Origin of the sequence: Aureimonas glaciei, assembly GCF_014643375.1 — a bacterium.
GTDB lineage: Bacteria > Pseudomonadota > Alphaproteobacteria > Rhizobiales > Rhizobiaceae > Plantimonas > Plantimonas glaciei.
Genome location: NZ_BMJJ01000012.1, coordinates 147,925 through 161,255 on the forward strand (window position 1 = coordinate 147,925; position 13,331 = coordinate 161,255).

12 protein-coding genes are annotated in these 13,331 nt (G+C 64.3%); 3 read left to right on the top strand and 9 right to left on the bottom strand.

Annotated features, from left to right (window positions below; genetic code table 11):
* Positions 1-278 precede the first annotated feature (278 nt).
* The 9 genes from IEX88_RS21520 to IEX88_RS21560 form a co-directional block, all read right to left on the bottom strand.
* Positions 279-1,319, bottom strand: a complete 1,041-nt coding sequence (locus IEX88_RS21520; protein WP_188854538.1) for a DUF7146 domain-containing protein — start codon at positions 1,317-1,319, stop codon at positions 279-281.
* Between the two features lie 71 nt (positions 1,320-1,390).
* A complete protein-coding gene (locus tag IEX88_RS21525; protein WP_188854539.1) occupies positions 1,391-3,514 on the bottom strand; it encodes a ParB/RepB/Spo0J family partition protein in 2,124 nt (707 codons plus the stop codon).
* 174 nt (positions 3,515-3,688) lie between these two features.
* On the bottom strand, positions 3,689-4,882 hold the full coding sequence (locus IEX88_RS21530; RefSeq protein ID WP_188854540.1) for a DUF932 domain-containing protein: 1,194 nt from the start codon (positions 4,880-4,882) through the stop codon (positions 3,689-3,691).
* 190 nt (positions 4,883-5,072) lie between these two features.
* Positions 5,073-5,591: a hypothetical protein gene (locus tag IEX88_RS21535; RefSeq protein ID WP_188854541.1), complete on the bottom strand. Its 519-nt coding sequence runs from the start codon at positions 5,589-5,591 to the stop codon at positions 5,073-5,075.
* Between the two features lie 32 nt (positions 5,592-5,623).
* Positions 5,624-6,097 carry a GIY-YIG nuclease family protein gene (locus IEX88_RS21540; RefSeq protein WP_188854542.1) on the bottom strand — a complete coding sequence of 158 codons (474 nt, stop codon included), beginning with the start codon at positions 6,095-6,097 and terminating at the stop codon, positions 5,624-5,626.
* A gap of 26 nt (positions 6,098-6,123) precedes the next feature.
* The gene (locus IEX88_RS21545; protein ID WP_188854543.1) at positions 6,124-7,047 is read right to left on the bottom strand and encodes a phage exclusion protein Lit family protein; all 924 of its coding nucleotides are present in this window, start codon (positions 7,045-7,047) and stop codon (positions 6,124-6,126) included.
* 52 nt (positions 7,048-7,099) lie between these two features.
* Positions 7,100-8,515, bottom strand: a complete 1,416-nt coding sequence (locus IEX88_RS21550; RefSeq protein WP_188854544.1) for a hypothetical protein — start codon at positions 8,513-8,515, stop codon at positions 7,100-7,102.
* Between the two features lie 70 nt (positions 8,516-8,585).
* Entirely contained in the window at positions 8,586-9,512 is a 927-nt protein-coding gene (locus IEX88_RS21555; protein ID WP_188854545.1) for a hypothetical protein, read from the bottom strand.
* 12 nt (positions 9,513-9,524) lie between these two features.
* The gene (locus IEX88_RS21560; protein ID WP_188854546.1) at positions 9,525-10,079 is read right to left on the bottom strand and encodes a hypothetical protein; all 555 of its coding nucleotides are present in this window, start codon (positions 10,077-10,079) and stop codon (positions 9,525-9,527) included.
* 98 nt (positions 10,080-10,177) lie between these two features.
* Between IEX88_RS21560 and IEX88_RS21565 the strand changes: the two genes are divergently transcribed.
* The 3 genes from IEX88_RS21565 to IEX88_RS21575 are packed head-to-tail and all read left to right on the top strand — an operon-like array spanning position 10,178 to position 13,298.
* Positions 10,178-10,849, top strand: a complete 672-nt coding sequence (locus tag IEX88_RS21565; RefSeq protein ID WP_244640419.1) for a hypothetical protein — start codon at positions 10,178-10,180, stop codon at positions 10,847-10,849.
* Positions 10,850-10,866: 17 nt separating this feature from the next.
* Complete coding sequence (locus tag IEX88_RS21570; RefSeq protein WP_244640420.1) at positions 10,867-11,961, top strand: toll/interleukin-1 receptor domain-containing protein; 1,095 nt, start codon at positions 10,867-10,869, stop codon at positions 11,959-11,961.
* Positions 11,961-13,298: a hypothetical protein gene (locus IEX88_RS21575; RefSeq protein WP_210319316.1), complete on the top strand. Its 1,338-nt coding sequence runs from the start codon at positions 11,961-11,963 to the stop codon at positions 13,296-13,298. The genes IEX88_RS21570 and IEX88_RS21575 overlap by 1 nt, the downstream gene beginning before the upstream one ends.
* The last annotated feature ends 33 nt before the right edge of the window (positions 13,299-13,331 follow it).

Genomic DNA, 13,331 nt, shown 5'->3' on the forward strand with positions numbered 1-13,331 from the left:
GCCTTCATGGCGACGAAAGCCGGCGGGCGGTTCGGACCTGCACCCGCAGCGAAGCGGAGGGCCGGAGCGCGGCGGAGGATGACGAAGGCGGTCTATTTTGTTTCGCGATGGAAAGGCCCTAAGGGCCGCCGGAAAATAGTCCGCCGCAGACATTGCGGGTCCGGGCCGTTTGCTGGCCGATCGCCCTCTCGAAGGCCGGGGCGCGGTTCTCTCCGACATGGGAATCAACCGAGCGATGCCGACGACGGCGCTCCCGCCGCCTGCATTCTTCCGTCGGCCTATTCCGCCAGCGCCATGAAGCGCGCGACATCCTGTGGCGCGATCTGCACCCGCGCCGCTGCCCGGAGGCTGTCCAGACCGGCCAGGCGGAGATCCTCGTTGAAGTCGCCCAGGCTCGGAGACACCACGACCGCCTCGATCCCGGCCGCGTTCGCCCGTTCGATCAACGTCGCCATCGCCCCGTCGCCGGCCGGATCATTGTCGCGGGCAATGTAGAGCCGGCGCAGCGTGTCGGGGAACAGGATGGCAGAGAGATGTGACGCCGAGAGCGCCGCCGCCATCGGCATGGCGGGCAGCGCCATCCTGAGCGATAGCATCGTCTCGATGCCTTCGCCCGCCGCCATCACTTCGCCCGTTACACCGAAGCGAACGGCATGTCCCAGGAGGTTACCCATCGCCCGTCTTGGCGTGTCGATCGGGGCCTTGTCCGATCCGTCCGGAGCGAGCCAGGTGCGATGCGCGCCGGTCTGACGCCCGGCGAGATCGGTGACGGATGCGATCATCGCCGGCCAGGTCTCCGTCGGGGAATGTTCGTCGGGACGGTAATAGCAATGGGGATGGAAGCGCAGGCTTCCGGTTCCGTGCAAATCCGTAATGCCGCGTGTGCGGAGATACGTCTTTACGAGTGTGCCGGAAATTGGCTGCGCCATTGCGAAGAGCCGCCGTGCCGCTTCCGGTGATCCTGATGGCGCCGGCGCCGATGTGCGCCGGGTAGAGCTTGGCTCCGGTTCGGGTTGCGGCAGGCTGAGAAAGGTCCGGGCCTCGTCGGCGACGTCCTTGAAGTCGACCAGGCCGCAGCTCTCGCGGATGAGGTCGAGGAGATCGCCATGCTCGCCTGTGGCGGCGTCGGTCCATTTGCCGGCGGCACCCTTGCCGGTCTCGCCACCCTTCAGCCGCACGAACATCGAGCGGCCGGGCGTGTTGCGAACATCGCCGACCAGCCAGTAGCGGCCCTCACGGTGGCCATTGGAGAGGTAGTGGCGACAAACAGCCTCGGCCTGAGCAGCCAGCCGTCGCGCAAGATCTGTGGCAGGTTGCATCGCGGACTCCGAGACGAAAAATGGGCCCGCCGTTGCCGGCGGGCCCTCGGGGGACGTGTTGCTTCCTTCGGCTATTCAGCCGCGATCACATGCATGTCGATCTCGGCCGGCTCATCTTCGATCTGCGGCTCGGTTTCCGCCATGGCCGTTTCGCCGCCGTCTTCCGCCGTATCTTCGACCTCACGATCGCCGGACTGGTAAGCCTCGACGGTCAATGTGTCATCGACCGCGGTGACCAGGTGGCCGGGCGTGCGAAGCGGCTCCGGCAACCAGCCGGAACCGGCGAGCAGTTCCTGCGCCTTTTCGGCCATGTCGCCCTTCTTGAGGTGCTCGATGCGATCACCGGCGCGCGTACCCTTCGCCTCGCGCACCGACGCGAGGATGCGGGCCTTGGTGACACGGCCGAGATAGGTGTCGATCGTGGGCTCCCATCCGGCCGCCACCATGTCGAGATCGACCGCCTGGGCGAGCTGGTCGGCGTGGGCGAGCGCACGAGGCCGACGGTTGTACGCCTCGTAGATCGCATTGACCGACAGCGACACGCAATGCGCAAACAGAGCGTAGCGGCTGTCGCCGTCGAACGCCTGCAGCGCCTCCCACAGCTCGCCGGGCTCCTTGGGAAGCGCCGCCACCCACGCTTGATGGCGGCCGTCGACTGCCGAGGCCAGGCTGCTGTCATTCAGACCCGGCGCCTGCGCGCCGAAACTGACGCTCTTCAGATCGAACTCCAGGCAGGTGTCCGAGCCATAGTGATAGAAGGCCCGGAGCGTGAGCGCATGAAGCGCGGCGAGGAAGGCGACATCGGGATGCTCGCCGAGCGCGTGGCGCAGAGCCAGCGTTCGATGGGCGGTCAGCTCGGTCATCAAGCGGTCCGGGATCGGCTTCAGGCCATCGTCTTCCTCGGGCTCCGCTGTCGTCTCGATGTCCGCGGTCAGGTGATCGTCCTCATGCTCCGCGCGCGCCGCGACGGCGCTCACGCCGTCCTCGACCTCGGAATCGACGTCCGGCTCAATCGGGCGTTCGTCTTCTGGGCGGACATAGCCGCGCTCGACCCGGAGGTTGCCCGATCCATCGACGCTGACGAAGGCGCCGGCCCGCGCGATCTCCTCGGGCTCGAAGACCATCGGCCGATCGTCGAGCGCGCTGATTGCGGTTTCGAGCTCACCGAGCCGTTCGTCCACCTCGTCGGGCAGATCCTCGGCATCGGCATAGGTTTCCTCCAGTCCGTCCAACTCGGCCTGAAGGACGTCGCGGGTGGCCTGTTCTTCCTCGGTGAGGGCGGGCTGCTCGCCACGGAGGTGGCGCAGGCCGTAGGTGTGGCCGTAGGGGAAGTCCGGCGCGACATCGATCCACTTCCAGCCTTCGGCGGAGATCGCCTCGGACTGCTCACGCAGCTTCTCGGCCACCAACATGTCGAGAAGGCCGACATCCTGCAGCCAGCCGCCATCGTCACCCTGGAACAGGTCGTGCATGATGACGCCGCCAGCTTCGGCGTAGGCTTCGAGCCCTACGAATTGCGCACGCTTGTCAGCGGCGCGGACCGCACCTTCGGTGAGCATCCGGCGGATGAGATGCGGTTCCTTGCTATAGCCCTGCGTAAGGCGCTCGAAGACCTGCTCCTGCCGCTCATGATCGCCGTTGACCGTGAACGCCATGAGCTGATCGAGGGTCATGCCGTCGGCGGCATAGGTGTCCAGGAGCTTGGGCGAGACCGACGCCAGACGCAGACGCTGCTTCACGACCGAGACCGAGACGAACTGGTTGGCGGCGATCTCCTCTTCGGACATGCCCTTTTCGCGGAAGGTCAGGAAGGCACGGAACTGGTCCAGCGGATGAAGCGGCGCCCGCTGGATGTTTTCGGCCAGCGAATCCTCCTCGGCCATGCCGCCCTCGCGGATGACACATGGGACTGGCGCGTTTTTGGCGAGGCGCTTCTGCTTCACCAGCAGTTCGAGCGCGCGATAGCGGCGTCCGCCTGCCGGAATCTCGAACATGCCGGTCTCGGCACCGTCGGCGTCGCGCACCGGCCGGACAGTGATGCTCTGCAGCAGCGTTCGCCGGGCGATGTCCTCAGCCAGCTCCTCGATCGACACGCCGGCCTTGATCCGCCGGACGTTCGCCTGGGAGATGACGAGCTGGTTGAAGGGGATGTCGCGCGACGACCACAGGGTGATTTTCTTCGCAGCTGTGGCCATGGGAATGTACTCCACGACGGGCGCCGAGAGACTCTCTCTCAGCCCTAAACCCGTCACGGAGCGAAGCGCCGCCCTCTTCCTCTGAAAGGGGCAGCGCCACGGACCGGCAAACCAGAAAGGCACGGAACCGCAAAGCTGGAGACACGGAAAACCGCATCTCCGGCTTTGCGGTTGTCAGGCGGCGCGATCGAGCAGCTTCTTCGCCTTGGCCTCCATGTCGAGGCGGGCGTCCTGATGCGGCTTATCGCGCGCTACGGCGGTGATGCCCTGCACGAAATCGAAGATGCTCTCGGGCGGACGCCCTTCCTCGGCTAGCACCGTGTCGATGATCTTCCCGGTCTCGGCCTTGGAGAAGCCCCGACGGCGCAAGAAGTCGGTGCGATCCTCGTCACTGCGCGCCACGATCCGTTCGCGGGCCGCCTTGATGCCGTTGACGAAAGGTAGCGGCGACGAATTGGCGAACTTCGCCAGCGCTGGCGCGGCCTCATGAGCGAAGCGGTTGGCGGCATATTTGGAATGGCGGATGGTGATCTCCTCGAAATCCTCCACGCCCCAGAGATTTCGATTCTGGCAAACCGCCCGCAGATAGAAGCTCGCCATGCCAAGTGTCTTGGCGCCGACCTCGGAGTTCCAGCAATAGAAGCCGCGGAAGTAGAGATCCGGCGAGCCGTCCGGCAGACGGCCGGCTTCGATCGGGTTCAGGTCATCCACGAGGAAGAGGAAGACGTCGCGGTCCGAGGCGTAGAGCGTCGTGGTGTCCTTGGTGATATCGACGCGCGGATTGTAGATGCCCGTCGACCAGTCGAGCACGCCGGGCACTTTCCAGCGTGTCTCACCCGTACCGTTGCCGGCAATGCGCTGCACGGCCTCGACCAGTTCGTGATCGTAGATGCGGCCGTAGTCCGGGCCGGTCACGGCGCGCAGTTCAACACGGCCATTATCGGTCTCGAGCGTCTTGATCTGCTCCGCCCGGTTGGAGGTCAGGCCGTATTGCAGGTTGATGGCAGCGAGTGCGGCGGGGAGCTGCCGTAAATACGCGGCCGGTGCGCCGACCAGGCTGGCGAGCTGGCCGAAAGACCAGTGAGTCGGCGCGATAGGCGTGTTCGAGCCCGGAAGGATCAGAGCCAGTCGCTCCGGGTCGCTGCGGTTCGCCTCGACATGGATGAGTGCGCTTTCCACCACGCGTGTTTGGCTACGTTTGGTACGGTCGCCGACCGCGCGACCCAACTCGGACAGGGACAGGTAGCGCTCGTCGGCAGGGCGGGTAAACCATTCCGACGAGACGCGGCCGATCCGCTCCCCCCGGCTGACATCGACCTTGTAACCGCCGCTGGTTTCGCGGCGGGCGTCGAGGACCTGCATGTTCATGGGACCAATCTCCATGACGGGCGTCGGAGACCTCTTCTCCAACCCTCAACCCGTCACGGAAAATCAGTCCGCTCTCTCGCTCTCAGCGGGGCGTTGCGGGGCTGCGGCCCCGCAGAAGGGGTCGGCCGAGACCAAGGCTCGGCCGTAGGGGAAGGCTTTCCCCAAGGTCGTAAATCCTGAGAAGCGTAAATCAGGCCAACTGGCCGTGGCGTTCGAGCACCCGCATGAGAATGGCATTCGCCTGAGTGAAGTTCTCGCGCTGCCCTCGGATTTGGTACGCCCATTTTGCGCCGTGAAAGAGATTGTTGCGCAGGCGCCAGACGATCATCAGCAAGGCCAGCACCCGGTCGCGGGGATCATTGTTCGCGCCGCGGATCACGGCTTCGACAAGATCGGGGTGGTCCGATTTGCGCAGGTCCAAAAAGGGATAGTGATATGTCAGCTCGCCGTTCGCAAAGTAGCGGTCGCGGAAATAGGCCAGCTCCGCGCCATAGAGATCGGCGCTCAGCATGTCGCCCGTCGCCCAGACATCGACCTTCTCGGTGATCCGGTCGACGCGAGCGTTCGCCGCCATGATCTCGGCCTCGAACAGGCTCCAGAGAAAGGCGAAGTCGAAGATCGCGCGGCGATCGTCTTCGGGCAAATCCTTAAACCCGGGGGCTCTCGCCTCCAGCCATGCTTCGCTTGCGCTCGTTTGACGTTCCTCCATAGTTCAATCCTCCGGTTCGTCGTCGTGCCGGCTCAGCTCGGAAAGTCGGTGAGCGCATCGCAGCTTATGCAGTGGTACATCTGCGAGGCGTCCTGGAAATGCATGCCGCAGAGGCATCCGCAAAACGGGCAGCATTCGTCGATCTCAAGATCGGCCCAGTCCCACACGCCGAGATATTCGGGAATGGCGTCACGGTCGTATCCGACGATCTGGAAGGCGTCGGCATTCTTGGCGACAAACCCGTCGCGGCCCGCTTGCATGAGCAACGGCAGAATGTCGGCTGGCTCGATAGCGAACCACTCACCGCGCACACGGGTTGCGTCGAAGCGCCTCTTGAGGTCGCCTTCAAGCTTGAAGTCCTCGGCCGCCTCGATCCACCCAAGCAGCCGCAACGTCGAGGGATTGCCGGTCTGAAGATTGCGCGTGCGCTTCTCGATGTTCTTCGCGACCCCGATCTTGATCGGGGAGCATCCATTCTCATCTTCACCCAGGAAATAGACCGGCACCCGTTGCGCTCCCTATGGCGAAATCGTCAGCGAAGCCGGTCGATCAGCATCTCGACCATTTCCTGATTGGAGTTGGCGATGATGTCGAGGGGACGGCCCTCCTGCCGCATGAGCGCGATCAGCAGGCACCCCGTGAACAGCCAGAACGGCGAGCCGGCTGAGAGATTGTGACCGCTGATCATCGCGGTCAGGCGCTCGGCCATCGGCGGATATTGCCGATTGCCCCAATGTGCGTGCGTAGGGGTCATCGCGTGGATGGTCACCGCGGCGAGCGCGATCCCCATCGCTCGCTTCTGATGGACCTGCGCATAGCTGTGGCCATTGTCCTTCGCGTAGGCCGCAAGACCGCTCGTCATGAAGTCGCGGGCCCAGGTGTCGCACGCGATCTCCTCTTCCGGCAGCGTCGCGGGCGCGCTGCTATCGACGGAATATCTGACGTGCTGGAATTCGTGCAGCAGCGCGAAGGCGAGCGCCAGCGCGACCAGGTCGAAGGCGGTCATATGTTGCGCGTCGCCCAACCCGTCCCGGTCTGCGGTCGGTTGGGGCACGTCGGCCGGCCAATCGGTATCGGCTGCCTGTTCGGCTGCGATGAGGGATTGCGCGCTGGCGATGCGCTGCTTGTATTCAAACTCGAAGGGGCCACGCGCCTCGTCGATCTTGAGGGCCTGGTCGACCGAGATCCCGGTCATCGTCGCAAGGACCAGGGCCGGGGCATAGACCTCGATCGCATGCCAGGCGCTGAAGCCGTAAAGCCAGAAGAGATCGATCGTCTTGGTATCGACCTGGATCCGGCTGGCGTCCGCGTTCATCGTGACGCCTTTGGCGCTGGGCGCGACGTCCACGGCGTGACCGTACTGGGTCCATAGCCGGCTGATTTCGTCGGCGCGCTCCGGGACGGCGCCGCGCAACAGGTGGAGGATGATGGTCTGGTCGGAAGGCTCGGTCGTCATGCGTTCTGGTTCTCCTTCTTCCGGCGATCGCGCCACGTCTGGAACAGATTGATCATGGCCGGTCAGGTTCGCGCCGGCCTGACGGTGTCGGTTCGGCCCCGCCGGCCATGCGCAAATGGGTGATCGACGACAGAACCGAATTTGCCCAGATCGTGCTGCACTCGACATCGCCGTCGCGCTCGAACCAGTGGGTCGCGCCAGGGATCAGATCGAACGGTATGGGATGGGCCGCTTGCGGGTTGTGGAACACTTCCAGCTCCTGGCACCAGGCCTCGCCCCACGGCCAGAGCGCCTGATACTCAGCGCTCCCGACCTCCAGCTCGAAGTCGATTGGCTCCAATGCGCCGGGCGTTCGATCAAACAGGATGCCGTGCCGGATCATCTCCAGGCCGGGCGGGCGCCAGCCGGCGAGGAAGCCCATGCGGTTGAATTTGCCCAGCGTGCCTGCATTGCTGAAAATGATGGCGGACAGATGCGCGAAGTCGGGATCGCGGAACAGGCCGGCTGGTATGCTGTGTTTGCCGATGAGATTGGCGATCGACGTGCCGATCGCGCGGCGCTGCCCGCCTTCGCCTTCTACGTCGGCCCGTAGGCCATAGAGATAGGACGGAAGCGCCTCGCGGCTCCAAACCATCGAACCGGATTCGTGGAAGTCGGCGATGGCGATGGCGAAGGGTCGCCCCTTGACGTGGGCCATCTCATGATAATTGCGCTGGAGCTTGCCCCTCAGCGTCTTGGCGAAACGCTCGGCGGGCTCGCCCGTCAGTCGCTCGTTACGGTCCTTCGGGGCATGTACCCAATCGCCGATCCCGCCCGCGCGAGGTGTGTCGGAGTTCGCGGTGACCGCCTCGATCCAGCACTCGGCCCCATCTTTTGCGATCTGGAAGTCGGGAGAGACATGGTCCTGCCGGACCGCGAGACCCTGTTCGCGGAAGCATGCGAGGAGATAAAGCTCGAAGAGCCGAGAGGCGAAATTGTCGGTTTGAAGATCGGTGACGAAATTGGCGTCAGGTTTCGGAAGCGCGAGGTAGCATTCACCGACCGCCATCAGGGCGGGCAGATGGCTGAGGGTGCCGGTCAGAAGATCAAATTCGGGCGATGTCCCGCGCGGACCGATCTTTATCAGGAGTGGACGTCGCCGTGCTCCGGATGGCAGCGGTTCGGGTGGGTCGCCTCCGCGCATGCTGATGCTGAGCCGGTCGAGGGCGGCTTCGGGGGTGGAGAACGGGCCATCTTCATCCACGCGCACCCAGCAGTGATCGACGCGCCGGCGCAGCGCCAATGTGGTGAACGCCCCACGCTCCGGGTCGAGCAGGATGCAGCCGCATGCGCTGCCACGGCCGACCCGATAGGTGCTGAAGATGTGGGCTGGCTCGAAGTTCGGCCCACGCTCCAGCGACAGCGCATAGAGTTCGAACTGTCGCTGGCTGATGGGTTTGATCAATCGCTCTTCACCGCTGTCGGCCACCCTTACCTCCCCGCCGTTACGAGGGTGGCGCAGGCGGCGAGCGGTCGCGTCGATGCGCGCTGAGCCCCCATCATTGAGCCTCCGCTGCGTCCGCCGGCGCTAGGATGTCGCTGGCCTCCCATCCATCGCCGTTTGGTGTGACGACGAATTCGCGATCCCAGACGCCCCAATTCACGGTTAGGGGCACGCGTGCCAGGGGGTTGTGGACATAGGTGATGGGGCGACCGCGGCGCGACAGGTTGCCGAGACCGACGCGCGACCAGATCACGCCCGAGATATCGGCGAAGCGCTCGTCCAGAAACGCCGTGCGCGGGATGGGATTGCGTGCGCGGTCGATCAGCGGCGCTGCGTGGAATCCGTCCTCGACGACATCCCCGGTCGCGCGATCGATGGTGATATAAGCATCGCCGATCGGGAAGAGCGTGGTCATGATCAGCGGCAATGGCCGCTCGGCGACATAAACGCCAAAGCGGCTCGCGCTGATCGCGACGATCCGTGTGTCTTCGGGCGCGATCACGCCCTGTTCGATGTAGCGCGCGATCTTCTGCGCCTTGGTCCAGAATGCGCCGGACGTCCGCAACTGTGCTTGGCGGATCGGGGCGGCGACAAGGCGGCCGCCCTGGTTGATGGGAATGGGCCGCACGATCTGGTCCGCGCCTGGCGCGCCCTCGTCGGGTGCGATGGCTTCGATCCAGATGCGGCGACCCTCGTCGAGGACGCAAAGGTCGGGCTGGCCGCCCTGGCGCTGGCGATCGACGACGGGCAACAGCGTCCGACCCGCCTCGATCAGGGTGCAGCCGAGATACATCTCCCAGAAGCGACCATCGACGTCGCGGGCGAAGCCCTGCGGAAAATCGGGGTCGGCATAGGGCTCGTAGGTCGCCCACATGGCTTCGATCTGGTCGTGAAGCTGTTGCTCGGTCCGCGAATCCGCAGCCTTCAGGTTCATGAAGCCGCGATCGAGATTGGCGCCGTCGATATCGAACAGTTTGGTCATCGTCAGATCCCGTTAGGCGCGGCGGAGCATTCGCTCGATACGCAGGCGCTGATAGCCGTGTGAGAGCACATGCTGGCGAAGTTGGCGGATGTCGCGCACCCCGAACGCCACCGCCGCCTTCAGCGGGCTGGCGAAGGTCGCGTAATAGGTCCAGCGCACGTCGGTCGGCAACGGCGCCTTCTGGCGGCGGTCGGTAATGACGACGTCGCGTGGATCGCTGGTGTTGCGGAAGGCGTGGAACGTGATCCAGTCCGGCCGGCGATACCGCGCGGCCTTGCTGAAGGGCACCGACTGCACTTTCACGTCGCTCTGGTCGAGCACCCAGTCGCGCTGCTCCAGAATTTGCCGGACCATGTGACCGACCATCTGCTTGACGCGGTCGACCAGCACGTCCTCACGAAATTCGTCGAGAAGTTGCTCCTCGATGCCTTCGACCGCCGGCTTGCTAAGCTCCGAGGCGGTCTCGAGGCGGGCCACGTTTTCGGGCAGGGTGAGAAACGCCCAGATGCGCTGACCTAGAGCGGACGCGTAGAGCGAGGCGAATTTTTCAGGACTGTAGGCAAACATGACCGGGACTCCTTTACCGGGCAAATATGGCCGGTTATAAGTGACTGTCAATGGCGGGCGCGACAAAGAGGGGCGCGGTCTGAACCGGGGAGGCTGAATTGGACTTCGAGGATCTTGTGACGGCGCTTGAGCCGCCGCCGAACCGTGTCGGCAAGTCCGACGGCGCCCATGAGCACCACCTCTACGAAGGCGCGGTCATGGTCGCCTACGCCATGCACCTCCTGCGCATGGCGAATGCGCAGCATGTGCGCATTCATCCCGACGGCGAGCATGGCAAGCAATTCGATTTCGCCGCCTGGCTGCTGCGCCGGGCGTTCGCGAAGGTCTCTAGTCTCGGCACGACGGCTTATGGCGGCGTCTATCGGAATCCGGCGGGCCAGACAGTCACTGTGAACCCCAAGTCAGGCCTGGGAGATGTCGTGGCGGAAGTCGGCGACCGCATCATCTCGGCCGAATGCAAGGGCGGCATCATCAATACACGGCACCCGGGCCAGGTGTCCCGGCTCTACAAGGGGCTGTGCGAGACGGTCGGGCTGCTGATGGCAACGCCGTCGCAAGGCCGACAGGTCGCGGTCGTGCCGCTTACCGAAGGCACCTTGCGTCTGGCCGAGCGTCTGGCGCCGCGTTGTGCGCTGGCCGGCATCGAGATCGCGCTTGTCGGCAGCCGAGGCGAGGTCATGGATGTGAAGCCCACGCGGGACTTGGAGGGCGTTCCAAGAGCAATCGGCGCGACGGACGAGGGTCGCGAAAATGGGAAAAGGATTGTTTGATGAGAAGAGTGCTGACAGTGGGCGTCACCTATACCGGCGATGCCATCGAGGGCGTGGAGATCGAGAATTTGGGCCTGTGCCGGCCCGGTGTGGATCGCACACGCGCCGCGTATCCGCTCTACGAATATGACACGATCATTATCAATCCGGAGAGCTACAGTCATTTCCTGTTCGGCACGGCCGGGGAGTTTTCAAACGAACCGAACGAGCTGGGCCGGCTCAAGCGTCAGAACGACAACTACGACATCGACTCCGCCTTCGACCTCGATGACCGGGAGAAGGAAATGGAGGTCGCGATCGCGGACGGCGCAACCGTGGTTTGGTGCCTGTCCGAACCGAAACGGATGAATTTCTTCGGCTATCGCGAAACGCATCTCGGCTATGTCGCGCCAAAGATCGCCAGCTTCGTCAAACGCTCGGACCTTCTTGTGAAGAAGGGGCGACGGATGGGCGGCATCGACCCCGACAGCCCGTTCGTCCGCTACTTCGATGAGTTGTCAAAGGCCGGCGGCTGGACCCTTTGCCTGTCCGATCCGATCGACGGGTTCAGCTCGATCGCTGCGACGCCGGAAGGCTACAGTCTGGGCGGCAGCGTGACGCTCGGGACGACAACGGGTTGGTTGCTGACGCCGCCAACCTCGCCGGAGGCGGCCAACCAGCTCGTTCGTGACAGCCTGGCGGTGGAAAAGGCCGATCCCGCCCACGAGAAATACCATGGCATCTTCTTGAGCCATACAGGCGTCGACAAGCCCTTCGTGCGCCAGCTTCGCAAGGATCTCATGGCCCATGGTGTACCGCGTGTGTGGCTGGACGAAGCCGAGATCGACATTGGCGATTCGCTCATCGCCAAGATCGAGGAGGGCATGAAGCTCAGCCGATACATCGCCGTCGTGTTGTCGAAGAAGTCGATCGGCGCGCCCTGGGTGAAGAAGGAGCTGGACGTGGCGATGAACAGGGAGATCGCCAGCGGCGAGGTCGTGGTGTTGCCGCTACTCTACGAGGAATGCGAGCTGCCCGAATTCCTGAAGGGCAAGCTCTACGCCGACTTCTCCAAGGCAGAGGACTATGAGGCGGTCCTGGGCAAGCTGTTGCGACGGCTTCGGATAAGCTGATGGGCGAGGCAATGATCGGTCCGAGCGCCGCAATGCTCGATGCGATGGCCGACTTGTGGCGGCTCCGGCCACCAGGGCCTGATAATATCCTCAAGCACCCGGCCTTCGTGCGTCTGCGCGAAGCGTGCCGGGATGGCTATCCCGGCGCCGGTAAGACGGGACCGGACTTCGCGCTCTCGACGGCGTTGAGAGGGCTGGGTCTCCCGTGTCACCTGCAAAGCGCTGCGGCGCATCTGGCGCTGCCTGTGGAGGAAGCGGCGGCGGGCCTCGACGCGGCGCTGCGCGCCACCCAGTCAACCCGGGTGCATCTTGCACCGCTCGATCTGGCGGAGGACCTTCCGCCGCTTGCGTTCGGCTCCGCAAAGGTCTGTCGGCTGACGGCCGACGAGTTGTGCGCAATGGTCGATGAGCATCGGCTGAAACGGCTCTATCCGCGGCTGCAGTTCGACGCTGATCGGTTCGCTCAGTTTCACTGGCTGGTCGTGGAGGAGACGGTGGCATTCAAGCACGGGCCGGAAGCGCGTGCGGTCCCGATATTCTCGATAGACTTCAGCCAGGATTTGGGGCGGATCGAACCGCATAAGGGACGATTTCCTGGCGTGTTCGAAGAAGCGCTGTTCTTCTTGCTGTTGGCCCCCTGGGAGAGCTGGTCGACCATGCCGGCCGTCGATTGGCGAGGGTTTCGCGTGCCGTGGGTCCATACCGTCGATAGTGATCTCTTTGTGCGGCTGAACTCGCCGCCGTCACCGGACACCCTAAACTGGGAGGATCGCATCTACGACGACGGCTACGGCGGAACCTATGAGGAAGAACGCCCGGTCGAGTTACGCCTGGAGGACAATGCCCCGACCGAATTGACCGTCTGGGACCAGAGCCGTTGGGCAATCGTCGAGCAGGCAAAGCAATCGGTGCTGTTCGAGACGCCGATCGCACATTTCCTTGTCCGTGCATTCCTGGCCGAGGGCGTGGACGAATTCCTCGCCCACATCACGACGATCGAGGCGGCGCTCGGCCTGCGCGCCGACTATCAGAAGAGCTTTCGGATCGCGCTCGATCGGCACAAGGGGATGCGCGCCACGAACCGGATGCGAGGGCGGGTTGCCGGTCTGCTCGGTGGCCGTAGCCATGCCGACCAGTATGAGCAGCTCTTCGACATCAGGAGCGCCTTCCTGCATGGTCGCGCCATGACGGACATCTCCACGCAGGAGCAAGTGATGGCCCGTTCGCTGGCGCGTCAGGTCGTCGAGGCGCTGATCTTGGCAACGCGGGCGGGACCAGTTCCGTCGCGCGAGGACTTTCTGGATGGCCTGCTCGATGCGGGGGCTCCGTTGATCTAGCCGGACGAAGCAAGCCGCCGATTGCAAACTGTC